This window comes from Alcanivorax sp. DP30 (assembly GCF_009882945.1).
Lineage (GTDB): Bacteria > Pseudomonadota > Gammaproteobacteria > Pseudomonadales > Alcanivoracaceae > Alcanivorax.
This window is the reverse complement of sequence record NZ_WTUY01000005.1, coordinates 511,693-535,133: the sequence shown is the minus strand read 5'-3', so window position 1 is coordinate 535,133 and position 23,441 is coordinate 511,693. Positions and strand designations below refer to the sequence as shown.

Below are 23,441 nucleotides of genomic sequence, written 5' to 3'. Positions count from 1 at the left end.
GATATGGCACATCCCAAGATTGGTAATCTGGCCCCCAACTTCAAACTGCAGGATCAGGACGACAATACCGTTGAGCTGAAACAGTTCAAGGGCAAGAATCCGGTGGTGCTGTTCTTCTATCCCAAGGCCATGACACCAGGCTGCACCGTGCAGGCCTGCGGTATTCGTGACACCAAAGCGGAGCTGGAAAAGCGTGGCGTCGTGGTATTTGGCATCAGCCCGGACGCCGTATCGCGTCTCCCCAAATTCATCGACAAGCATGATCTGAACTTCACGTTACTGTCTGATGAGGATCATGCAGTTGCAGAAAAATACGGCTGCTGGGGAATGAAGAAGTTCATGGGCAAGGAATTCATGGGGCTCATCCGCACCAGCTTTATCATCGGCAAGGACGGCAAACTGCTGAAGGTGATGGACAAGTTCAAGACCAAGACCCATCACGAGGATCTTCTCGCCGAACTGGATCAGCTGGGTATCTAATCCTGATATCAGAAAGGGGCGCAGAAGCGCCCCTTTTTGTTCCGTTCAGGCCGTTACTCCCCAGCCTGCTCAGACGATGCCTCCGGTGGATAGTCACCATGACTGGGCCAGGCATTGATCACCGCCTTGATCAGGGTGGCCAGAGGAATCGCAAAGAACACACCCCACAGCCCCCACATGCCGCCAAACAGCAGGATCGCGGTGATAATCGCTACCGGGTGCAGATTGACGGCCTCGGAAAACAATAACGGCACCAGAATATTGCCATCAATAAACTGGACCACACCGTAGACCACCATCACCAGCGCAAAGTCGCCGCTCCAGCCAAACTGCACATAGGCCACTGCGGCCACCGGCAGGGTAACCACCGTGGCCCCGATGTAAGGCACCACCACCGACAGTCCCACCAGCACACTGAGCAGCACCGCATAGTTCAAACCGAACAGGATGAAGGCCACAAAGGTAGCACTGCCCACCAGCAGAATCTCGATGGCCTTGCCGCGCACATAGTTGGCGATTTGCCCATCCATTTCCTGCCACACATGGGATAGCACCCGACGGCGATCCGGCAAAAAACGCATCAGCCAGCTGACAATGGCATCCTTGTCTTTCAGGAAAAAGAACACCAACAGTGGCAAAAGCACCAGGAAGACCATCACTTCCACCAGGTTGGGAATGGACGCCAGCGACAGGGTCAATACACCCTGCCCCACCTCTGCCACTTCCCGCTGGATTACCGCCACAATGGAATCAATCTGTTCAAGGGACACCATTTCCGGATAGCGGGTAGGCAGCTCACGCAACCAGGCCTCCCCGCCCTTCAAAACATGGGGCAACTGGTCACGCACCAGCAATACCGTCTGCCGCCAGACCATGGGCAATAGCACCACCAGGGTTGCGATCAGCAGCCCCATGAACAGCGTGAACACCGAGCCCACCGCCAGCATTCTGCCCATGCCGCGCCGTTCCAGGGCAGCCACCAGCCCCTGCATCAGATAGGCAATCACCATGGCCGCCAGCACAGGCGCCAGCATGCCACCCAGGAAGGCGATGATCAGCCCCACGGACAGCAGCACCACCAACAGGTATACCGCCTCCTCGTCAGAGAAGTACTGGTCCATCCAGTGCTTCAGAATACGTACCATCAGCTCTCCCTTTCTCCTCGGCGAATCAGGAATATCCAGCGCCCGGGCTGTTCATTGCAGCGAACCAGTTGGTGACAGGACTGTCTCAAATACGCAGGAATATCCTGCGCCGATGACGCATCGGTGGCGATCACTTCAAGAACCTGTCCGGGATTCAGGTGTCTGAGAGCCTGACGGGTCTTGAGTAGCGGCATCGGGCACTGCAAGCCAGAAGCATCTATTTGAAGATCAATTAACGGGTCGGTCATGCACAGGGTTTCATTGATTGTCTGCCTGACGGCATTATAGTCACATGCCTGCCCATCCGACATGGAGTCCTGATTGAAGTTGTTACATCGCGCGTTATTGCTTCTTTGCTGCCTGCTGTCAAACCCGGCCCCGGCCAGCGCCAATGACGATCTGCCCATACTGGGCGATCCGACTGCCGCGTTGATGTCAGCGGACCAGGAGTACCGGCTGGGCAGGGCATGGCTGCGGCAATTGCGCGGCCAGACCTCCATCATGTCTGATCCACTGATTCAGGAATATGTGGAAAGTCTGGTCTACAAACTGGCGTCATTCAGTGACCTCAAAGAGCCTGATCTTGATATCGTGGTGATCAACAGCCGCCAGATCAACGCCTTTGCGGTACCCGGCGGGGTTATCGGCCTGAACGCGGGGCTGTTTCTCAATGCCGAGGATGAATCCGAAGTCGGCGGCGTGGTCGCCCACGAAATTGCCCACGTCAGCCAACGGCATTTTGCACGCCGCTATCTGGACTCCAAAAAGGTCAATACCGCCGTGCTGGCTGCCATGCTGGCCAGTCTCGCCATTGCTATCGCCGGCGACGGGGAAGCCGGCATGGCGGGCATTGCTGCCACCCAGGCCGGCGCCATCCAGGCGCAACTGGCCTACTCCCGCCAGAATGAACGCGAAGCTGACCGTGTAGGGATGCAGACACTGGTCTCCGCGGGCATGGACCCCGGCGGTATGCCGCGTTTCTTTGAGCGCATGCACAACGAAAAACAGTTTTCCGGTGATCCGCCCGAGTTTCTGCTCACTCACCCGGTCACGGAAAGCCGGATTTCAGACAGCCGCGCCCGGGCCCGAAACCTGCCTTCTCCGCCCATGACCGTATCGCCACACTACCTGTTGGTGCAGGCCAGATTGAGAGCGGCATTTATTCAGGGCGATGATCAGGCCATTTCCTATTTTGAGCGCTACAGCAATGAACGCAGTGCCCTCGCCTTGCAGGCAGCCCGCTATGGCCTGGCTCTGAGTCATCTGCGCGCCAATCACTACGACCTGGCACGTTCTCTCATGGAGCAGCTGGCCGCGCAGTATCCGGATGAACTTTGGTTTCGCCTCGGTCTGGCAGAAGTGGCCGTGGATGAAGAGGACTATCCCCGCGCCATCGATGAAGCCCGGCGGGTACTGAAAATCTCACCGGATGACTATGCCGCTTCTATCCTGTTGAGCAAAGCCTACCTGCGTAGCAAACAACCCACCCTGGCGCTTCCCGTGCTCAAACCCCTGCTCAACAAAAGGCCCACCGACCCGCAAATCTGGGATCTGGCTGCGGACGCCTATGGCAACAGTGGTGATCGGATTCGCGCCCTTCATGCCCGTGCTGAAAGTCAGTTCCTGCGCGGCAACGGCAGCAAGGCCTTACTGCAGATGCAATATGCCTTGCAGGATGCAGAAGATGACTTTGCGCTCTACAGCAAGCTCAGTGGCCGGATGAAAACCATGCAGCGGTTGTCTGAAGAAGAGTTCTGATTCCTCCACCCATCGAACACCACTACACCTCTTCGAAAATCAGCTCGGGCGCAACAGACACCGCTTGCGTCAGGTTCATCGCAGACTAGAGGAAAACCACCGCACCCGGAGTTGGCTGTATCAAATGCAAGTGCTGCAGAGGCGAGATTGCACGCGAAGCGTATATCCGTGGCGGAATTCATTCTCCTGCAAGCACGCTCCCAGAATAAGCCCCTGCGGCGCCTGTCAGGGGTGACAAATTTCCAGGTAGGGTGATGCAATCTGAGACAAGGATCAGCCTTGATGATCCCTGTATTTGGCGTAGAGCGTCTATTCCTCTTCGCGCATGTCCAGCGCCGCAAAACTCTGCTCGGCATTAAACCCGCGGCTTTGCAGAAAACGCAGCTGGCGGGCTTTTTCTTTTTGATCCTGGGGATAGGCACGAAACCGACGGGCACGGGTTTCACGGGCCAGAGCGAACCAGTCCATGCCCTCCTCGTCACCGGCTTCACTCAATGCCACTTCAATCAGTTCACGGTCCACGCCGCGCAGCTGCATGTCCTGTCGAATCCGCAGCGGCCCATGCCCTCTCTCGATTCGCGAGCGCACAAAAAAACCGGCAAAGCGCCGGTCATCGATAAAGCCATGTTCTTCGCACCACTCGATCACCGCGGCCAGTGCCGGGTGGTCACCCACCTTGCTGCGCAGCTTGGTTTCCAACTCGCGGCGGGCATGATCCCGACGCGCCAGCAGGCTGACAGCCCGCTGACGCAGCTCGGATTCAGTCAGCGGTTCACTCATCGTCCGCCGCAACTTCCTCTTCCATTGGCGCTTCGGCGTTCGGATCCGGCAGTAGACGGGCGCGGATTTCCAGCTCGATTTCCTCGGCAATGGCCGGGTTCTCACGCAGGTACTCGCAGGCGTTCTGCTTACCCTGGCCAATCTTGTCGCCCTTGTAGGCATACCAGGCACCGGACTTGTCCACCAGGCCCTGCTGAACGCCCAGATCCAGCACTTCACCCAGCTGGTTGATCCCCTGGCCGTAGAGAATCTGGAACTCGGCCTGACGGAACGGCGGAGACACCTTGTTCTTCACAACCTTCACACGGGTCTCGTTACCGGTGACTTCATCGCCCTGCTTCACTGCACCAATACGGCGAATATCCAGACGGACGGAGGAGTAGAACTTGAGCGCGTTACCGCCGGTGGTCGTTTCCGGGTTACCGAACATCACACCGATCTTCATGCGGATCTGGTTAATGAACACCACCAGCGTATTGGCATTCTTTACGTTACCGGTGATCTTGCGCAGCGCCTGGCTCATCAGGCGGGCCTGCAGACCTACGTGGGCATCACCCATCTCACCTTCGATCTCGGCCTTCGGCACCAGGGCCGCCACGGAATCCACAATCACCACGTCCACGGCCCCGGAACGGACCAACATGTCGGTGATTTCCAGCGCCTGCTCACCAGTGTCCGGCTGGGACACGATCAGGTCGTCCACGTTCACGCCCAGCTTCTCGGCGTAGTCCGGGTCCAGGGCGTGTTCTGCATCCACAAAGGCACAAGTGGCGCCTTTCTTCTGTGCCTGGGCGATCACACTCAGGGTCAGGGTCGTCTTACCGGAAGATTCAGGGCCGTAGATTTCGACGATACGGCCTTTCGGCAGACCGCCAATGCCCAATGCAATGTCCAGCCCCAGGGAGCCAGTAGAAATGGACGGCATGCGCTCACGCTTGCGGTCGCCCATGCGCATCACGGAACCTTTACCAAACTGACGTTCGATCTGGGACAGTGCGGCGGACAACGCCTTGGATTTATCGCTCATTGTGACCCCTCTCCTTTGTCGGCGTGACAGTCATTGCATCGCCGGTATCTGTGTCGCCAGACTGGCCTTTCAGTCAGCACTGACAATATGGACAGTATTATGAACAGGTATTCCTGTCCTTTGCAACCCTGTTTATCGCATGGGCAGATTGTGACTACTGAAGGCGGGCATTCAAGCCCTTGATGGCTTCCAGAATGGTCTGCTGACGAACGGCATGGCGGTCGCCCTGAAAATGGAAGCATTGCGCTTCGGCGTAGCCCAGCTTCTGCCCCCAGGCAATCCACACCGTGCCCACCGGCTTGTCCCGGCTGCCTCCGTCCGGCCCGGCAATGCCGGTCACTGCCACGCTGACATGGCCACGGGAATGACTTACCGCACCACGGGCCATTTCCAGCGCCGTTTCTTCACTCACCGCGCCATGGGCATCAAGGGTCGCAGCGGTAACCCCCAGCAGGTCCTGCTTGGCCTCGTTGGAATAGGAGACAAAACCTCGTTCAAACCAGCGAGAGGAACCGGGAATCTCCGTAAGTACCTGGGCAATACCGCCACCGGTACAGGATTCTGCTGTCACCGCCATCAGTTGCTGCCGGAGCAGAGTCTCTGCCAGCAGCTGCGCCGCCTGTTGTATCGCGTCCTTTTCCACGTTCGCCTTCCTGTCCACCTGTAGGGTCATTGCCGGGTATGTTACCCACCTGACGATCGACTCGACACCTCCTTCAGGCAATACAGGGTTATGGATTCAGGGTGAGTCATCTGGACAACCACCGCCTTTCTGCTACGCTCACACCATGACCGTTAACTTTGCTCCCGTGACGGTGAGCCTGCGACTTCTCCCCCAGACAGCCACCCCCAACGCGGGCATGGTTGCGAGCATCCCTGCCTTTCTCTCCTGACGCCGAACGTCCGAGCCCGTGCCGGAAGTTCGGCGCCTCCAGCACCTCACAATCGGACTTTTTCAGGAGAACCCAATGGCCAATCTGCCCCCTATTACCATCAGCACGCTGGATCGTGCCCGTCTGTATGCCTTGCTCGAACACCAGCAGGACGACAGCGACGAAGCAGACCACCTTTATACGGAGCTGGAACGGGCTCACGTCGTCCCTCCGGAGCAGCTGCCTGAAGGCACCGTTTGCCTGGGTAGCCGTGTGCGCTTTCGCGAGACGACAACAGGCAAGGAACACCAACGCGTGCTGGCAATGCCCGCCGACCGCGAACTCTACACGGACGCCATTTCGATCCTGAGCCCTGCTGGCGCAGCCCTGCTTGGGCTTGCGGTTGGCGACACCATCGACTGGCCCTATCGAAACCGAACGTTGCAGCTGCAATTGCTCGAGGTTTTACCAGCCGGGCAAGACTGATGAGCCGCCCGAATACCGGGTATCCGGCGCCAACCGGGTACCCGCCGGGCGATAGCCATGGGCAACTGCTACACTCGTGGTCTGGACCGCTGACAGGGAGCAAACCATGACCCGCTTTCGCATCGAAAAAGACAGCATGGGTGAGCTGAATGTGCCCGCAGATGCGCTTTACGGCGCACAAACGCAGCGGGCCATCGACAATTTCCCCGTCAGTGGTCAGCCGCTACCCGAGGCCTTCATTCGCGCCCTGCTTTTAGTGAAACGGGCAGCAGCCACGGCCAACAACGAACTGGAACAGATTCCGGCCCCAATGGGCGACGCCATTTGTCAGTGTGTGGATGAGTTACTGGCTAGCGATTTCATGCAGCACTTCCCGGTGGATGTATTCCAGACCGGCTCAGGCACCAGCTCCAACATGAACGCCAACGAAGTGCTGGCCACCCTGGCCAGCCACCGTTACGGCAAGCCAGTCAACGCCAACGATCACATCAACTGTGGCCAGAGCAGTAACGATGTGATCCCCACCTCTATCCATGTCAGCGCATCCATGGCGTTGGCGGAAGATTTACTGCCGACGCTTCAACATCTGGTGCAGGTAACCCGCCGCAAGGCGGATGAGGTACATCACCATGTAAAAACCGGCCGTACCCATCTGATGGATGCCATGCCGGTGCGCATGAGCCAGGCTCTCCACGCCTGGGCCGACCAGATAGAACGCAACATTACCCACCTGAAACAGCTGCAGCCATCTATCCAGAGCCTGGCCCAGGGAGGCACTGCGGTGGGGACCGGCATCAACGCCCACCCACAGTTTGCCGCCGCCTTTAGTCGGGCCCTGAGCACCCATACCGGCATCACCTTCACGCCGGCAGAAAACTTCTTCACCCACATCGGCTCCCAGGATATTGCCGTGGCCCTGTCTGGCCAGCTGAAGACCACTGCGGTGTCGCTCATGAAAATCGCCAACGATCTGCGCTGGATGAATTCCGGGCCGCTGGCCGGTTTAGGGGAAATCGAACTGCAAGCCCTGCAACCGGGTTCCTCCATCATGCCCGGCAAGGTTAACCCGGTGATTCCGGAAGCCGCCGCCATGGTGGCCGCCCAGGTCATCGGCAACGACACCACCCTCACCGTGGCCGGGCAATCGGGAAATTTCGAACTGAACGTCATGCTGCCGCTGGTGGCGAAAAACCTGCTGGAAAGCATCAGTCTGCTCAGCAACGTCAGCCGCCTGCTGGCGGACAAGGCCATCGCTACGTTTACGGTAAGGGAAGAGAAACTGAATGAGGCGCTGGCCCGCAACCCGATTCTGGTCACCGCGCTGAACCCGGTGATCGGCTACATGAAAGCGGCAGAAATTGCCAAGCTGGCCTACCAGCAAAACCGCCCGATCATTGATGTGGCCGCAGAACACACCGACCTGGAACGCGAAGAACTGGAACGCCTTCTCGACCCGGCCACATTGACGGACAACACCTCCCGGCCATAAGGAAAGACACCCGGTGCTCACTCGTTTGTTTAACATGTTTGACCGCAGCCTGGGGCCCTGGCTTTATCACAAAGGCTGGCTGCGTTTTCGCTGGAGCCCCGCCAAAGTGCGCACCCCCTGGTTGGCCCTGGAGGGCCAGAACAGTGAAGCCGGCGCACCAGAATTGTCAGGGGAAGTGCTCATTGGCCGGAGCGGCCCCGGAAGGTGGTCAGTGGAATTTCCGTCCCACTGGTCATCAGCGCAACGGGACCAATGTGCGTCCATTCTGGATTATCACCTGGTCGCGATTCCTGAGCGTTACCCACCCAATTACGTTGTCTACCATTGTGGCACCACCGCCAACCTTTACGGCAGCTTCGGATTCCGTGTCTGCCAGCCCGAGCGGCTACCGGACTGGCATCGCACAGGACCGCGTTTCTAAACCTGGCGCGGATCAACCACAGGCGTCACTACCCAGAAAGACGTCCGTATCCTGAACCCAGCCTTGCTGTCCATTATCCTGCCGGACATTGATCCACCAACGGGATGCCGGCACACGCACCACCTCTCCCCAGCAACTGTCATCCTCTTCACAGCTGTCCCAACCGGCCAGAAACGTGATCTCCTCACTCAACCAGGCCTGATCCACCCAGACCCGGAAGAAGCCCTCTCCCTGGGAGGTATAGACATACATCCTGTCACCCGCCTGATAGCGGCGACCGGACTCCGGACTCTGATAATCACGCCGTACCACAACAAGTCCCGGCTCGCTGATATATACATCCCCCGTCAGGGCATCCACCGACTCATCGGGATGCAGCTTGGCAACCGGTTTACCCTCCACCTGATCAAAAACCGTCACGGACTGAACCGCCGTCCAGCGACCGTACTCGCAACACTCAAAAGGACAAACGCCCTCATCGACAAATTCTCCGGGAGGCCCGGAAGACCATGACGCCTGAGCCAACAGGCATGACAACAGCAGCACTAATCTACGCATCACGTTCCGGTAATACATGGCCGTCTCCTTGACGCCGTATTGTATCTGCTCTGCCGCTGCTTCAGCCAAACACGGCAAGCGACACCATCAGTGGTGACATCATCACCACCGACATTACCCATGACTGTATTGGGGTGTTCACAGTGACCATGTGCGCCATCAGGTAAATCAACGGCATGATCCAGAGAAGATGAAAGGCGCTGGCGCCAAAATAGAATACAACTGAAAAAAGCACGGCCCACCAGAGCAGAGTCATGAGTGTCGCAGCATGCAGCAACCTGCCGGACACCGCCTCATAGCCCCCCCAGACCAGCCAAACGGTAATCGCCGCGGCCCACACCCACTCAACCATCCTTCACCCCAAGGTGGTTATCAATCCTGCTCCAGCTCAGCCAGGGATTGTTCGAAGTAATCCAGGAAACGCTGGATATGCGGCAGGGTATCGCGACAACCGATGACCCCGAACTCCAGGCTGTCCCTGTAGCTGACCACGGTAATGTTCAACGCATAGCCGTGCAGCACCAACGATACCGGATAGGTAGCCTGCATCTCGGCACCGTTGAGATACAAGGTTTGCTTCGGCCCTGGCACATTGGAAATCACCAGATTGAACATGGGGCTGACGCGCCCGGACAAACCGGTAATCTGCCCCAGAGACAACGGCACATTGGTGAGCAGGGTATACACGTCGATCTCGGCTTTCTGCATATCGCCAAGGCGATCTTTGACCGATTTCATGGAATCCTGAATCGCGGCCAGGCGTTCTTCCGGCGTGCCCAAATGGGTGCCCAGGCTGACCTGCACGGTGGTAATGGCATTACCGCCCTCCCCGGCCTGATCCGCACTGCGCAGCGCCACCGGCACCTGCGCCACCAGCGCCTCGTCCGGCAGACTGTCCAGGGACAGCAGGTAACGCCGCAGAGCACCGCCACACATGGCCAGAAAGATATCGTTCACTGTGCCGTTGTGCTTCTTTGCCGCTGCCTTGATGCGCGGCAGGGACCAGGACTGGGCAGCAAACCGTCGAGCGCCCGTCACCCGACGGTTAAGCTGGGTTTTGGGTGCCCGGTAAATGGTTTTCACGTTGCCATCCTTGGGCTGACGCAACAGGTCGACCAGCTGCCCCGTGCCTTTGGACACATTGCTAAAGCCCTGCCGCACGGACGCCTTCACTTTTTCTCCGGGTGAGCGCTTGGGCTTGTTGGCATCCCACTCACCGGACCAGGGCGCGGGGATACCCTCATCCGCACTCTTCGCCATGCGTGACTGCATCAGGTGCATGCCCGCCATGCCGTCCACCATGGAATGGTGCATCTTGGTGTAGAGCGCAAAGCGGTTCCCCTCAATCCCCTCAATCAGGTAGCACTCCCACAGGGGACGGCTGGGATCGAGGCGCTGGGCATGCAAACGGGACACCAGCGCCAACAGTTCGCGGACCCGGCCCGGGCGCGGCAAGGCGGAGTGGCGCACGTGATAATCAATATCGAAATTCTCGTCTTCCACCCAGGCCGCATCCATTCGCAGCGGCAAATGCGACTGGATCTTCTGGCTAAACGGACGACAGATTCCATCCACATCCACCAGGTAGCGATACATGCTTTCCATGTAGTCCGCCGGGGCATCCTCGGGAATGGTGAACAATGCCAGCCCGCCCACGTGCATGGGGGTCTCCCGGGTTTCCATCATCAGCCAGCCGGAATCCATAATGGAAAGTTTGCGCGCCATAATCTGCTCCCGAACGTTATTCTTTATTGTTTGATCAACACGATGCCACTCTCCTGACATCAATGCCAAATGCTTTATTGTCAGGATTTCTCCCTCGGACTCATTGCCAGATTCGTTGCATTTGGTTATTTCCGGATACATCCGGACGAGCAGAATCAACACGACACAGGCGCTGCCGCGGCGGCGGCAACCGGTTTTCGCCCACACAAAACCGCAAACCCGAGTGTTCCCGTCCCGCTCCAGTTTGCAGTGCGTCAGATATCGTTCAAGCGTCCGGCATCACGAGCCATGCGCATGGCTTCACTGTGTTCCAGCTCCATGAGGCTACCGAGCAATTCCGCCACCGAGGGGGTCGGCGCCTTGTCTGCCAGGTAGCGATAGAGCTCGATCAATCGCTCATGCATGACAAGCACAGCCGCCAGCACGGCATCGGCATCACCACGATCACATTCCAGCGGTGCGGAAAGATGCTGCAGGGCAGCAAAGCCATCCAGGTAATCACTTAGCCAGGTATTCAGGATAGCTTTGACAGCATCCTGCTCCGCCTGTTTGATCACCGCCTCAAGCTTCGACTCATGCTCACTCAGATAGGCGAGCAACATGCGGACACGCTCCCTGCCTTCCACCGTGTAGCAGTTATCCAGATCCTCAGCCAGTTTGTGATGCACCTTGCGAGTCAGCTCCATGACATCGTAAACGGTTTCTACACTCATCCTTCAAGCTCCCATGACCGCTGTATCACACGCCGTCACCCGGCAGCACAGGGCCCTGCCAGGATCCAGTCTTATTCAACAGTATGCGCGCTCGGGGGAAAAAACACTGATTTGGATCAGGCCGTTGCGGCCTGCCGCACAAAAGACGATCCAGAACTCTCAACCGGGGAACGATAATCCACACATTGGACATGGGCGCCAGCCCCGGCCCAGTGGGCCTCCGCCCCGGGCCGGCACAAGGCAACCGCTATAAAATCCGCTCCAGCACCCACTGGAGCTCCCCGGCAATGGCTTGCTGATTCTTCGCCACCCCCAGCGCTTGCTGGTGCACCAGGTACTGGAAAGCGCCGTCAACGGCCGAGTAAACCAGTGGGGAAAACGACGAATCACTGTGCCCCGCCAGAACCCACGCATTCTTCATGACTTGAACCAGACTCTGCTCGATATCATTGACCGTTTCCCGAAAAGCGGGATCAAACAGTGCCTGGTTGCGAATGTCATACCAGAGCCGGTGGGTCGGGCCATCATTGAAAATGGCAAACGCCAGTACGCCAGACAGCCGGGCAACTACCGCCGCCCGGTCTTGCTCACCGGCAAGCGCCCCCTCCAGGGACGCCATAAAACCGGACTTGTAAGTCTTCACGCAATAAGCGATCAGCGCTGTCTTGTCTTCGAAGTAATAATGCAACATCCCCAGCGACAATCCGGCCCTGGCCGCAATATCGCGCAAACTGGTGTTGGCGAAACCAAGCTCATGCAACGCCTGCAGGGCACTGTCAGCAATCAGGGCTTTTTTTTCATTACGTTTCTGGGAGTTACGCTGCTCTCGTAACTGAAGCTTGTCGGTTACTGAATCCGTCATGCCTGTCTCGCCACGTTAACCCGACCAAAACCTGCCCCGGGGAGAGCCCCCAAGGCAGGCGTTAATCAGGCAGTAGTGTTCAGAAGAAGCAGCTGCAAGCAGCCGCTGGCGTGATCAGCTTTCCAGCAAAACGTCACCGAAGCGTTCACGCAGCTGGTTCTTCATCACCTTGCCGGTAGCACCCAGGGGCAGCTCATCCACAAAGATGACCTTGTCCGGGATCTGCCAGCTGGCCACCTTGCCCTTGTAGAACGCCAGCAAGGCTTCTTCGGACACGTCAGCCTCACCGTTCTTGATAGCGACCAGGATCGGGCGCTCATCCCACTTGGGATGACGGGCCGAAATGGCCGCTGCGTTGGCGATACCCGGATGGGCAATGGCAATGTTTTCCAGTTCCACCGTGGAGATCCACTCACCACCAGACTTGATGATGTCCTTGGAGCGATCGCGGATGATCATGTAGCCGTCTTCATCCACGGTGGCCACGTCACCGGTATCAAACCAGCCATCGGCAGTCAGCGCGGATTCACCCTTGCCAAAGTAGCTTTCCACAATCCAGTGACCGCGAATCTGCAGGTCGCCCTGGGTCTTGCCATCATGGGGAAGCGGCTTGCCTTCCTCATCAACGATACGCAAGGCAACCCCATAGGGCGGACGTCCCTGCCCCTGGCGGAGCAAGGCTTTCTCTTCATCGCTCAGCCCCTGATGCTTCTGCAGCAACTGGTTCATGGTGCCCAGAGGAGAGGTTTCGGTCATGCCCCAGGCATGAATCAGTTCGACGCCGTACTTGTCACGGAACTGATCAATCATGGACGGCGGCAGTGCAGATCCACCTACCACGGTACGTTCCAGGCTTTCCGGTTTCTTGCCGGTACGCGCCATGGCTTCCAGCAGCCCCATCCAGATGGTGGGCACACCCAGTGCCATCGTCACCGATTGATCGTTCAGCAGGTTCACCAGGCTTTCGCCGTCCAGGTGCGGCCCCGGCAAGACCAGCTTGGCACCCACCGCCGCAGCGATATAGGGCACGCCCCAGGCATTCACATGGAACATGGGCACCACGGGCAGCACCGTATCGCGTGCGGCAATGGCCAGCCCGTCAGGTTGATTGCCCGACAGGGAATGCAGCACCGTGGAGCGGTGAGTGTATTGCACCCCTTTGGGGTTACCAGTGGTACCCGAGGTGTAACACAGGGCAGCGGGACTGGTCTCATCAATCTCGGGCCATTGCGCGACAGGCTCCACCTCGTCGAGCAGTTCATCATAGAATTTCAGCCCATCCAGCATGGCTTCCGCTTCGGCATCACGACCACCCATGAGAATGAAATGCTTGATGCTCTTGAGCTTGGGCTTCAGCGCAGCAACTGCCGGCAGGAAAGTCCGGTCGAAGAACAACACCTGATCATCCGCATCCTCCACAATGAAGATCAGCTGCTCAGGGTGCAGACGGGGATTGATGGTGTGGGTGATGCGGCCGCTGGAGGCCACCCCATAGTAGATTTCCAGGTGGCGACGGTTATTCCAGGCAATGGTGCCGCAACGGCTGCCCACCGGAACCTCAAGCTTGTCCAGCACCGCCGCCAGACGGCGGGCATTGTGGGAAATCTGGCCCCAGTTCAGGGTTTCAACATCACCGTTGACTTCCACAGAGACCACTTCGGTGCCGGCGTGGTAGTTCATGGCATGGTCCAGCAACGACCCCACCGTCAGCGATTCATGCATCATGGTTCCGTTCATTCTTGCTCTCCTCTCTCCAGCGTTTTGTTGGAATTCATACAAGCAGCGCCCAAACGGCACGCGTCAGAATACAGGCATGAGCCCAGGGGTCGGCACCGACCGGCATATCAGCCAGGAAAGAATCCGCTGATGCGGACAATATTCTTCCGCCTGCCCCTCTTCCGGGCACCCTGCCCGTTCTGCTTGTCTGCTAGTTATTGACCCTGTTGTCGCGCGCGATGGCTGGCCAAGCCCTAATGAATCACCAAATTTGGTCGCTTGTCCAGTTTTTGTGCCAGCAGAAGGATGAAGTTTTGTAACCCTGTGCATCGGCTGGCAAAGCTGCTGTCCGGGTTCAGCATTCAGCACCGCAATACAGGCGAAACCCTGCTAATTGCTGGTGTGGACTCTGCACTGCTGATTTACAGCACCATCAAAGCGGTGACGACATGGCTGGACCGGGGCGCAGCGAGGAATTTGTCGCCCCACCTGGAGGTAGAGCTGTCACCCGCTACAACAGTAGATCATTATCGATGACGTGAAAGATTGAGGCACTTTCAACAAGGGATTTTGCCGTTAACGACGCCACTCCATACACCTCGGTGCGGACAGCAAATCGCTCGTTCACCGCCTGCAACAACACATCAAAATCCCCATCTCCGGAAAGCAGCACCACCGTGTCCACCTCCGGGGCCAGGGTCATCACATCCACGGCAATACCCACATCCCAGTCCCCCTTGGCTGAGCCATCGCTGCGCTGAATGAAAGGCTTGAGTTTTACCGTGAATCCAATGTGTTTGAGGGCATCCTGAAACTTGGTCTGCCCATCATCCCCACGATAGGTCGCATAGGCAAAGGCATGGACAATCTCCCCCCGTGCCTGCAATTGCTGCCACAGGGCCCGGTAATTGAATTGCCTACCGAATGACTGGCGAGCGGTGTAATAAATATTCTGAACGTCGGCAAAAACCGCGATGCGGGTCATAAAAAATTCCTGACAGCACCGGAACCCGTTGAAATAAAGAAAGAGAGGAGGAACCGGATAAACACCTTAACACCCGGCAACGCTGCAGGGCACTTTCCCTGTCTGGCAGGCAAAAAGATCGTTACCCGCGCCCCATTCTGGGCAATGATGGAGCTAGTCGTTAGCAAAAGCGTGGTCAAACCACCCATGGCCGCATAACGGGTTGCCGCACGACTTCGCTGGGAGGGACCATGAGATTCCACAAACAAAGCACCTATCCGCTACCCAGTGATGTGGTTATCAGGCTGTTCTCGGACAAGGACTACTTCCTGGAAAAATACCGGCTTACGGGGGCCCGCCACATCACGCTGCTGGATCATTCCTGCGACAATAGCCGAAGCCGCATTACCGTCCAGCGCGATGTGTCTCTGGAAATCCCTTTGCCCCGTTTTGCTCGCAAATTCATTGACGACACCATCACCCTCACCCAGACAGATACCTGGGACCTGAAAAGCAAAACCGGCACTCTCGATATCACCATGAAAGGCACCCCCGCCCGAGTGACCTGTGACATGCGGCTGATCGATCAGGGCGAGCAAACCACCCTGGACCTGAACTTCAACATCAATGTGAATGTGCCTGTGGTAGGACAGAAGATCGCCGCGCTCATGGCCCGTGACCTGGACAGGAAATTCCAGCGGGATGATGACAAGGGAAAGATCGTCATGGCGCGGCTGGCGGAACGCCATCAGTGATCTTGAAAAGTGTGTCGTTATAACCGTTGCCGTACTTGTCTTTTGAAAAGGCAGACACCGACCTAACTACGATAGCCACCGCTGATCTCCCCGCACAGTGCCCCAAGGCCGGCAACTTCATTACCCGGCCAGACATTCTGGATACCCTCAGCCGGGCGGTAGCCCGTATGCCATCAACTTGCGAGTCAGCGAAACAGCCCGCCGGCAGTAAACCGCGTAACGGTGCACGGCATTCATCGCGGCCACTCAGCACAACAACAGCATTGAGCCCTGCTTCAGTAACGATTCAGTGCTCTTTGGCTCTTAGATCACGCCTGAACTGACGAGGAGAAACCGAATTCCAGCGTTTGAACGCTCGGGAAAACGCAGACGTCTCGGAATAGCCAAGACGCACGGAGATCTCTTCATGGGACAACTCGGTATTGGCCAGTAATTCTTCCGCAATCGCCCTGCGCACCTCCTCCAATAAGTCCGAGAAAATCACGCCCTCTTTGGCCAGACGGCGGCGCAGGGTTTTCGGGTGAATATTCATATCATCGGCCAACGACTGCATGCTCGGAAAGAGCGAAGCACTATTGACCAAACGGTCTCTCACCTGGCTTGCCAGTCCGGAACGGTCGCTCATTGTCTGCAATAAACGACGACACTCTTCTTCACAGGCTTGCCGGGTCGCCGGGTTACTCTGCGACAAGGGCATCTTCAGCATTTCAACGGGAAACGCACATTCATTGGTGGGAAAATCATATTCCGGAACAATGCCCAGAATGCCCTCGACCCGATGAGCATACGAAGGCTCAGGGAACTGGAACCTTACGGCCTGGGCTCGCATGTCCAGCGGTGCCAGATCTCTCTCAAGCGTAATCAGCGTGGCAAGTTCACGTTCCACGAGAAAGTTGCGGACATCCGCTGGCAATTGGGAATTATCGGCCCGCAGCAACGCCTCACCATTCCCAGAGGCAGGGGTGATACGGGAGTAGGAAGACGTCATGCGTATGTGGCGAAGAAAAAGCTGCATGGCTTCCTGCAGGTTCTGGCTACTCAGGATGGCAAAGCCCAACATGCCAAAGGTGGTGGCATGTTGACGGCAACCCACTTCAAGAGCCAGCGGCGTCCCGGGGCCCAGCTCGGCAAGAATATTGCGAATCACATGCAACTCTTGCCTTCCATATATATGCGCCTGCGGCGCAAGCAGACTGTCCTCCTCTATTCCGCTGCCGGACAAGCACCGTTCACTGCCAAGGCCATAGTCTCCTGCGCATTGCAGCAGGATATTCAAGCTGCTAGAGGGCCGCAAAACATCCCAGTAGGGCTTAACCGGCATTAATGATGTCCCCAAAAGTCAAATTTCTGCACCACTTTGTCATTCACCAATGTCATCATCCTCACTAGATTTGTCAAATCAAGATCTCGGGCTCCCGGCTTACTGATGCAAATGGCCCCTCACCGTATGAGGACAAGCCCAACGCCAGGCGATCAAGCCTGACCGCGAGAAACCATTAAAATATCGGTGAAGATAATGACTTCTGGAAACGCTTCTTCCGCGCATTCTGAGAACTGGGATGCCATCGTTATCGGCGCTGGCCTCGGTGGACTCTCGTCAGCCGCTTACCTCGCCGCATCCGGCAAACGCACTCTGTTACTGGAGCGCTATGCCGTACTGGGGGGTAGCTCCGATGTCTTTCGCCGCAAGAAAAAATGGGAATTCGATTGCGGGATTCATTACATCGGCGATTGTGGCCCGGGTTCTACGATAGCAACGTTGATGCAGGGCCTCGGTCTGGATGACCGAATACACTGGCTGCAACTGGATCGCGACGGCTTCGATACCATTATCGGCCCGGATCTGGAGCTTCGTACTCCCTCCTGCTGGGATCAATATCTCGAGAATCTGCTCCTTGCCTTTCCGGGCGAAGCGCGCGGACTGCGTTTCTATATCTCGGTGATGCGGCGAATCGCCAATAGTCTGGACCCCAGCGTGTCCTTCTCATCGAAAACCGAAATGGCCAAATTCGCCGCGCGATGTGGCTGGGCAGCACCGTGGATCATGATGCCTCATGCCTCTTTGCTTGCCGCCTGTCGCTTGCGCCCCCGCACCATCATGACGCTTTCCCTGCAGGATGCTGCCACAGCGACAACGCCGGATGCGGCACCAGTGATGATGCGGGCGTCCTTTCTGCATGATTTCATCAACGGTGGCGCCTGGTACCCGAAAGGCGGTGGCCAGATGATTGCCGCGGGTTTTGCCGAAGTGATTCGCAGCCATGGGGGTGAAATCCGTACCCAAACCCATGTCGATCGGATTCTGATCGAAGGCGGAGCAGTCAAAGGGGTTCGCCTGGAAGGAGGAAGAGAGCTTCGTGCCTCAGCGGTGGTAGCGGCGGGCGACATCAAACGCACTTACCGGGACCTGGTAGGCTACGAAAACCTGCCCGCCTCCGTCACTCGCCGCAGCGAAAACTGGAAAATGTCTCACCCCTTGATCAATGGGTTTTTCGGTATCGAAATCGATATCAGCAAGACCCCGAACACCAATTACTATGTTGTGCCCAACTGGGACAGCACCTCTTCACTGTGGAACCTGCATCGGTCTTTCTCGCGACGAGTGACCCGGGCCTCGGGCCGCGACCCGATAGACTGGGCACAAGACTTTGCCCGTAACCAGCCAGCCTTTGTACAGTGTTCAACCCGACGAGACCTGGACAATCATCGCAGTGCACCCACAGGCCATGCCGCCATTGAAGCACAAACCCTGGCACCCTCAGACCCCAATCTGTGGGGGTTCAACGGCTACGATGTGGCCACCGGCGCCTACCGTCGCGACTCTCGCTATCAGGAAATAAAGGAAATCATCTCGACCGGGCTGCTGGACCGGATTGAACAGGCCTACCCTGGAGCCTCTGCCAAGGTTGCCTGGAATGAACAAGGCACGCCCGCCTCCCAGGAGCGGTTCACCTACACGAGCCAGGGCGCGGCATTTGGCATCGAACCTCGGATAACCCAATTCGGCCCCTTCCGGCCAGGCGTCAACACCGTCATCAAGGGACTGTTCATGGCCGGGGCCAGCACCACCTGGGGGCCGGGGACGGCAGGAGCCATGTTAAGCGGGCTTTATGCAGCTAGCGCCATCACCGGGCGTAATCTGCAAGAAGAAATCCGTAACGGCAAGGTGCTGGCCGATCCGTCACGGTTCTCACAATGGGGCCCCGACTTCGACCCACTGACCGCGTGCCGACTGAAAGGACAAAAAAAGCAGACCCGCCAGGAAGCAGAAGCGGAAGAAAGAGAGAATTCAGCGCCCTTGAAAAGAGCCGTAAAAGCGTAAGCTTCCTGCGCTTCCGGATTGAGCGCCGGGGATCAACATCCTCGGCGTTCTCGTATTGATTCGCGCGGGGTTATTTCTGTTGCCAGGGAGCGGAAACCATCGTCTCTGTATAGCCCCCCCGACCCAGCAAATCACTTCTCAGAGCACGGGACTCATGCTTTCTCGTTAATGGTCATCAGCCCTGGGCCCGGAGCAGGAATCACGTTATGTACCGTCACAGGTTCCCCACATTCAGAGCAAGCCATGGTCGGAGTCATGGGCTTGCCACACTCCTTGTGAACAAAGACGACAGGAGCCCCCTTGCCTTCATCAAGCCAGCGATCGCCCCAGGCCGCCATCGACAGCAAGACCGGGTAGAGAGCGTCGCCCATGGCCGTGAATCGATATTCGTATCGGCCTTGCTGATAAGCCTCCCGGGTAAAGACCCCCACCTCCACCAACCGCTTGAGGCGATCGGAAAGCAGGTGCTTGGTCATGCCCAGCTGTGACTGGAAATCGGCAAAGCGCCGAGTTCCCATGAAAGCATTGCGGATGATCAGCATGGTCCAGCGATCACCGATCACCGACAGGGTGCGCGCCACCGAACAATTCATCTCTCCAACATTTTCCCACTTCATCAGCACTCCCTTCTCGGCTCTACGGCCAATGGTGTTTGTTGACATGGTACCAAAAAAGAACCTAGCATCCCAATCGGTTCCAAAATGGAACCAAATGAAGGATGCTTGAGATGAAACCACACACGCCCGCACCAATGGCATGGCTAGGCCACAAGACCGCACTATCTTATGTCCTTGTGCTCACACTCGTCATGGCAGCCACCGGCTTGATTGCCCTGCACGAGGGCGCCACCCGCTTCATGCTGCCGTTTATTGTTGATGACAGCAGCGATGTTCTTGGTGATCAGATCGCACAGGCCCGCGCCACACCGGATCTGGACACCCTGAGCCATGTCAGCGAAGAGCTGGCCTTCCTGGCCCGCGCCACGTCGGTAGAAAGAATGACGGAATCCCGGCTGCCGGATCAAAGCCTCTACTACACCACCATGCCGCCACACAATCAGCTATTGCTGGTCAGCCATATACTGCTGGGTGTGTTCTGCCTGGTAGTGGGCGGTTTTCAGTTCTGGCCTCAGTTCCGCAAACGTTTCATGCGAGTGCACCGTGCGTTTGGCGCCCTTTACGTGGTGACCGCCCCCATCTCGGTGATGTTGTCGCTGGTCTATTTAGCCCTTACGCCGCCGCATAATATCTACGCCCACCTGGTGGCCTGGTGTGCACTGTGGGTTTTCGGAATACTGGCCATCATCGCCATTGTCATGGCCATGCGAGCCCTGAGCGCAAAGCGCATTCATGAACATCAGTCCTGGATGGCGCTGTCGTTCGGCTGCCTGATCGTGGCGCCCATGCTGCGCTGGAATTGGGTGGTGCTGGCCTGGGCATTTCCCCACATTGATCAGGAAACGCTAAACCTGGTCACCATGGGCATCATGCTGCCTGAGGTACTGCTGATCGGTTACGGCCTGTCGCTGGTAAACCGCCAGTACCTGCGCGCGTTGGTACGTCGCAAGTCCGCGCCACGGGTGCCGGCCATCAACCACGCCTTTTTCGCCGCCATGCCTCTCTGGTTTGGACTGGCTGCGCTGGTCTTTGCGGTCAGCCTCACGGCCTATGTGTTCAGCGACGGCATCCTCTCACTGGCCCCGGCCAACCTGATGCCTCCCGCCCTGGTGGACCGGGAAAGCGGCATGCTCAGTGAGTATGGCTGGCTTGGTCCCCTGTTTGCCCTCGCCAATGGCACCGCACTGTTCACCGGCCTGTGGTTGCTACGCCAGCTGTTTACCCGGCCGCAACAACCCACCTCCTCCCGCATGGTGACCACTTTCGCCGTTGCCACCGGACTGATGCTGCTGGCCAGCCTGGCCATGGGCCACCATATCGGCTTGCAGCCAAACAAGGGGTTACTGTCCGGCGGTACCCTCTACACCCTGGCGGGCACCCTGCTGGCGGCCTTCCTGCTGGTTTTCCTTGGTACCTGGCATGTTGGGCAACGGGCACTGATGAAGGAAAGCCTGGTCTTTCTGCTCACCCTGCTGCCCTTCCCTGCCTTCTTGCTGGGCATGCTCTGGGCGGTGAACTGGGTCGGGTTGCCGGCGGACTACCTGGCTGCCGGTCAGGGGTACGTACTACCCGCAGGGGGCTGCCTGGGTCTTTTCTTTCTCGCCATGTTTTATGTGATCTATGGGCAGGCTACCCGTGAGCACGGCTAACCAGGGACAATCGACAATGAACAAACAAAAGATTCAGGCCGGTGACATCCAATTGGCACTTTACACTTGGGGCCAGGCACCCAGCGTGGAGCAACCACGGGAAATCATCGTGCTGGCCCACGGTTTTCCCGACCGCGCCGTCCTCTGGGAGAAAGTTGCCAGAGAACTGCAAAGGGACTACTTCGTGGTAGCCTTTGATATGCGCGGCTGCGGCGATTCCACCCCCATTCGCGGTATTCGTCATTATAAATATGCGGCCCTGATTGAGGATCTGTTCGCGGTGATCGACGCCGTGAGCCCTAACCAGAAAGTCCACCTGGTTGGCCACGACTGGGGCGGTTTATACGGCTGGGAAGCCATCGCCAGCCCGGAAGGAGAAAAGCGCATCGCGTCCTTCACCACCCTGTCACCCAGCCTCGAGCACGTAGGCCTGTTCCTGCGCAAGCGCCTGCTACGCCCCACACCGCGCAACCTGCTACAGCTGTTTGGCCAACTGGGCCGCAACTCCCTCATGACCTTCTTTACCCTGCCGTTGCTACCGGAACTGCTTTGGCGTTCGGGCCTGGGGGTGGCCATGATGCGACGCATGGTGACCCACTTCGAACCGCGCATTACCTATCAGAAAAACCCGGGCGTAGAAGGCGATGCCATCCGTTATCTCGGCATCTACCGCGCTAACCTGCTGCAGCGTACCTTGCGACCACGGCGCGTGGTCAGTCAGGTGCCGGTTCATGTGCTGCTGGCAGTCAAGGACCCCTTCCTGCCACCTTCCGTGTTTGAGCAATGCGCACAAGGCACCAGAACGTACAGCAGCTCGGAACTGGATGCCTCTCACTGGGCACCGCTGAGCCGGCCCAAGGAACTGGCTCGGGCTGTGTCCTCTCAAGTGCAGCGCTGCGCCGTAGTGTGACGTTACCCCGACGGGGGTACCCATGACCAAAAGCCCCGTCGCCGAAGTTACGACTCGCGACTCGGGGACACGCACAAATTTAATCAACCAAAGCCATGACTTACCACACCACCAAGCTTTGGCCCGCTACCCATTTCCGACCGGTGTTCTGGGCGTATTCCTTCAGCTTTTCCAGAGTCCCCATTGCTATCGGCTGACGACGTTTTCTCGGCTTCATATGTGCAAGCCAGGCTCTCTCATCAATACCGAGGCGATCCAGCACGCCCGCAGCATGTGCTGAGATCGAGCCTCGCTTGTCATCACGCACTGCCCGGCCCGTGCTGTCTACCAATTCCAGATAGTCCATCAACCTGAAACGGCACACAGTATCGTGATCAGCGGTTTCCGTGTTTTCTGCATCTACCATAGGGAGCAAAGCGGGCACGTTCATGCTTTCGCCACCCTGAATCTTCTCAGATCGCTGCTTCATAGAGGTGTAATCGGCGTTTTCAGGTGTGTCCGCCATACGGGCCCGAACCGGATTGAGATCCACATAGGCCATGCATTGCAGCACCGCTTTTTCATCCAGTAAAGCCTGGCACTTGTAACGGCTCTCCCAGAAGCGGCCTTTGCAGCAATCTTCTTCGTTGGCTTTTCGGGCAAGATGTTCGTTCAGACACTTCATGAACCACCCCAAGTCATGGAGCCGTTCTCGCCACGTATCCACGATCTCCTGCACCTTGAGGTCTTCCGCAGCCTTCGTCTCGCCTTTCAACCATCGCTTCACGATCAAAGGCCCGCTGAACAGCTGCATCCAACGCTCCGCCACCTCACGGTCAGACCAGCCAAGCGCCTGCTGTTGATTGATCCGAACCACAAGGTGGTAGTGATTGGACATCACTGCATAGGCACAAAGGTCAATAGCGAACACCTCAACCAGCACCGCCAGCCTGTCGACCACCCACTGCCGGCGGTGTTCATAGTCCTGACCTGAATAATGGTCTTTGCCACATAGAAACGCCCGCCGCACACAGCGGCAGATACAGTGATAGTAAGACGTAGAGTCCAGAGATACCTGGGTATATCGTGCGCGGGTCATGGCCAGCCTCCTTGCTTATCCATGACCCAACAATACTGACCAAATGAGCAGCCCTGTATCAGACAAAGACTAAAATCCCTGTAGGAGATCTCCTGATTGATGGGTGTCCCCGAT

General features: G+C 57.6%; 25 protein-coding genes. 10 read left to right on the top strand and 15 right to left on the bottom strand.

Features of this window, described 5'->3' with window-relative positions:
* Positions 1 to 3 precede the first annotated feature (3 nt).
* Complete coding sequence (bcp, locus tag GQF00_RS13485) at positions 4 to 480, top strand: thioredoxin-dependent thiol peroxidase (RefSeq protein WP_161319667.1); 477 nt, start codon at positions 4 to 6, stop codon at positions 478 to 480.
* Positions 481 to 533: 53 nt separating this feature from the next.
* Here bcp and GQF00_RS13480 read toward each other — a convergent pair whose 3' ends face one another.
* Together GQF00_RS13480 and GQF00_RS13475 are read right to left on the bottom strand one after the other, a co-directional pair.
* Positions 534 to 1,625, bottom strand: a complete 1,092-nt coding sequence (locus GQF00_RS13480; RefSeq protein ID WP_161319666.1) for an AI-2E family transporter — start codon at positions 1,623 to 1,625, stop codon at positions 534 to 536.
* On the bottom strand, positions 1,625 to 1,873 hold the full coding sequence (locus tag GQF00_RS13475; RefSeq protein WP_161319665.1) for a sulfurtransferase TusA family protein: 249 nt from the start codon (positions 1,871 to 1,873) through the stop codon (positions 1,625 to 1,627). The genes GQF00_RS13480 and GQF00_RS13475 overlap by 1 nt, the downstream gene beginning before the upstream one ends.
* 73 nt (positions 1,874 to 1,946) lie before the next feature.
* Between GQF00_RS13475 and GQF00_RS13470 the strand changes: the two genes are divergently transcribed.
* Entirely contained in the window at positions 1,947 to 3,383 is a 1,437-nt protein-coding gene (locus tag GQF00_RS13470; protein WP_161319664.1) for a M48 family metalloprotease, read from the top strand.
* Between the two features lie 309 nt (positions 3,384 to 3,692).
* Here the strand turns inward: GQF00_RS13470 and GQF00_RS13465 are convergent, their stop codons facing one another.
* From GQF00_RS13465 to GQF00_RS13455, 3 genes are all read right to left on the bottom strand, one after another.
* Positions 3,693 to 4,163 (bottom strand): regulatory protein RecX, encoded by a 471-nt coding sequence (locus tag GQF00_RS13465; protein WP_161319663.1) that lies wholly within the window; start codon positions 4,161 to 4,163, stop codon positions 3,693 to 3,695.
* Positions 4,156 to 5,190 (bottom strand): recombinase RecA, encoded by a 1,035-nt coding sequence (recA, locus tag GQF00_RS13460; RefSeq protein ID WP_161319662.1) that lies wholly within the window; start codon positions 5,188 to 5,190, stop codon positions 4,156 to 4,158. The genes GQF00_RS13465 and recA overlap by 8 nt, the downstream gene beginning before the upstream one ends.
* 154 nt (positions 5,191 to 5,344) lie before the next feature.
* The gene (locus GQF00_RS13455) at positions 5,345 to 5,863 is read right to left on the bottom strand and encodes a CinA family protein (RefSeq protein WP_161319661.1); all 519 of its coding nucleotides are present in this window, start codon (positions 5,861 to 5,863) and stop codon (positions 5,345 to 5,347) included.
* Between the two features lie 295 nt (positions 5,864 to 6,158).
* Between GQF00_RS13455 and rnk the strand changes: the two genes are divergently transcribed.
* From rnk to GQF00_RS13440, 3 genes are all read left to right on the top strand, one after another.
* Positions 6,159 to 6,548 (top strand): nucleoside diphosphate kinase regulator, encoded by a 390-nt coding sequence (gene rnk, locus GQF00_RS13450; protein ID WP_161319660.1) that lies wholly within the window; start codon positions 6,159 to 6,161, stop codon positions 6,546 to 6,548.
* A 106-nt stretch (positions 6,549 to 6,654) separates the two neighbouring features.
* Positions 6,655 to 8,037 carry a lyase family protein gene (locus tag GQF00_RS13445; RefSeq protein ID WP_161319659.1) on the top strand — a complete coding sequence of 461 codons (1,383 nt, stop codon included), beginning with the start codon at positions 6,655 to 6,657 and terminating at the stop codon, positions 8,035 to 8,037.
* 34 nt (positions 8,038 to 8,071) lie between these two features.
* Positions 8,072 to 8,458, top strand: a complete 387-nt coding sequence (locus GQF00_RS13440) for a hypothetical protein (RefSeq protein WP_237440522.1) — start codon at positions 8,072 to 8,074, stop codon at positions 8,456 to 8,458.
* Between the two features lie 12 nt (positions 8,459 to 8,470).
* On the opposite strand, the gene GQF00_RS13435 is transcribed toward GQF00_RS13440, so the two are convergent.
* The 6 genes from GQF00_RS13435 to GQF00_RS13410 all read right to left on the bottom strand — a co-directional run bounded on the left by GQF00_RS13435 (position 8,471) and on the right by GQF00_RS13410 (position 14,053).
* Positions 8,471 to 9,034, bottom strand: coding sequence for a hypothetical protein (locus GQF00_RS13435; RefSeq protein WP_161319657.1), 564 nt, complete (start codon positions 9,032 to 9,034; stop codon positions 8,471 to 8,473).
* Between the two features lie 43 nt (positions 9,035 to 9,077).
* Positions 9,078 to 9,368 carry a hypothetical protein gene (locus GQF00_RS13430; RefSeq protein WP_161319656.1) on the bottom strand — a complete coding sequence of 97 codons (291 nt, stop codon included), beginning with the start codon at positions 9,366 to 9,368 and terminating at the stop codon, positions 9,078 to 9,080.
* A gap of 20 nt (positions 9,369 to 9,388) precedes the next feature.
* On the bottom strand, positions 9,389 to 10,741 hold the full coding sequence (locus tag GQF00_RS13425) for a wax ester/triacylglycerol synthase family O-acyltransferase (RefSeq protein WP_161319655.1): 1,353 nt from the start codon (positions 10,739 to 10,741) through the stop codon (positions 9,389 to 9,391).
* 254 nt (positions 10,742 to 10,995) lie between these two features.
* Positions 10,996 to 11,454, bottom strand: coding sequence for a hypothetical protein (locus tag GQF00_RS13420; RefSeq protein ID WP_161319654.1), 459 nt, complete (start codon positions 11,452 to 11,454; stop codon positions 10,996 to 10,998).
* Positions 11,455 to 11,701: 247 nt separating this feature from the next.
* Positions 11,702 to 12,316 (bottom strand): TetR/AcrR family transcriptional regulator, encoded by a 615-nt coding sequence (locus GQF00_RS13415; RefSeq protein WP_161319653.1) that lies wholly within the window; start codon positions 12,314 to 12,316, stop codon positions 11,702 to 11,704.
* Positions 12,317 to 12,430: 114 nt separating this feature from the next.
* Complete coding sequence (locus GQF00_RS13410) at positions 12,431 to 14,053, bottom strand: long-chain-fatty-acid--CoA ligase (RefSeq protein ID WP_161319652.1); 1,623 nt, start codon at positions 14,051 to 14,053, stop codon at positions 12,431 to 12,433.
* A 285-nt stretch (positions 14,054 to 14,338) separates the two neighbouring features.
* Here GQF00_RS13410 and GQF00_RS16710 point away from each other — a divergent pair, with 285 nt between their 5' ends.
* Positions 14,339 to 14,569 (top strand): hypothetical protein, encoded by a 231-nt coding sequence (locus GQF00_RS16710; protein ID WP_237440521.1) that lies wholly within the window; start codon positions 14,339 to 14,341, stop codon positions 14,567 to 14,569.
* On the opposite strand, the gene GQF00_RS13405 is transcribed toward GQF00_RS16710, so the two are convergent.
* Complete coding sequence (locus tag GQF00_RS13405; RefSeq protein WP_161319651.1) at positions 14,544 to 15,017, bottom strand: NYN domain-containing protein; 474 nt, start codon at positions 15,015 to 15,017, stop codon at positions 14,544 to 14,546. The genes GQF00_RS16710 and GQF00_RS13405 overlap by 26 nt on opposite strands.
* Positions 15,018 to 15,247: 230 nt before the next feature.
* On the opposite strand from GQF00_RS13405, the gene GQF00_RS13400 reads away from it, so the two are divergent.
* The gene (locus GQF00_RS13400) at positions 15,248 to 15,751 is read left to right on the top strand and encodes a DUF2505 domain-containing protein (protein ID WP_161319650.1); all 504 of its coding nucleotides are present in this window, start codon (positions 15,248 to 15,250) and stop codon (positions 15,749 to 15,751) included.
* Between the two features lie 286 nt (positions 15,752 to 16,037).
* On the opposite strand, the gene GQF00_RS13395 is transcribed toward GQF00_RS13400, so the two are convergent.
* Positions 16,038 to 17,072: an AraC family transcriptional regulator gene (locus tag GQF00_RS13395; protein WP_161319649.1), complete on the bottom strand. Its 1,035-nt coding sequence runs from the start codon at positions 17,070 to 17,072 to the stop codon at positions 16,038 to 16,040.
* 195 nt (positions 17,073 to 17,267) lie between these two features.
* Here GQF00_RS13395 and GQF00_RS13390 point away from each other — a divergent pair, with 195 nt between their 5' ends.
* Complete coding sequence (locus GQF00_RS13390; RefSeq protein ID WP_161319648.1) at positions 17,268 to 19,073, top strand: NAD(P)/FAD-dependent oxidoreductase; 1,806 nt, start codon at positions 17,268 to 17,270, stop codon at positions 19,071 to 19,073.
* A gap of 152 nt (positions 19,074 to 19,225) precedes the next feature.
* Here the strand turns inward: GQF00_RS13390 and GQF00_RS13385 are convergent, their stop codons facing one another.
* Positions 19,226 to 19,690, bottom strand: coding sequence for a helix-turn-helix domain-containing protein (locus GQF00_RS13385; RefSeq protein WP_161319647.1), 465 nt, complete (start codon positions 19,688 to 19,690; stop codon positions 19,226 to 19,228).
* A 110-nt stretch (positions 19,691 to 19,800) separates the two neighbouring features.
* Between GQF00_RS13385 and GQF00_RS13380 the strand changes: the two genes are divergently transcribed.
* Both GQF00_RS13380 and GQF00_RS13375 read left to right on the top strand, forming a co-directional pair.
* Complete coding sequence (locus tag GQF00_RS13380; protein WP_161319646.1) at positions 19,801 to 21,339, top strand: DUF2306 domain-containing protein; 1,539 nt, start codon at positions 19,801 to 19,803, stop codon at positions 21,337 to 21,339.
* A gap of 16 nt (positions 21,340 to 21,355) precedes the next feature.
* Positions 21,356 to 22,249 carry an alpha/beta fold hydrolase gene (locus GQF00_RS13375; protein WP_161319645.1) on the top strand — a complete coding sequence of 298 codons (894 nt, stop codon included), beginning with the start codon at positions 21,356 to 21,358 and terminating at the stop codon, positions 22,247 to 22,249.
* 100 nt (positions 22,250 to 22,349) lie between these two features.
* Here the strand turns inward: GQF00_RS13375 and GQF00_RS13370 are convergent, their stop codons facing one another.
* Positions 22,350 to 23,327, bottom strand: coding sequence for a transposase (locus tag GQF00_RS13370; RefSeq protein ID WP_161319644.1), 978 nt, complete (start codon positions 23,325 to 23,327; stop codon positions 22,350 to 22,352).
* Positions 23,328 to 23,441 lie beyond the last annotated feature (114 nt).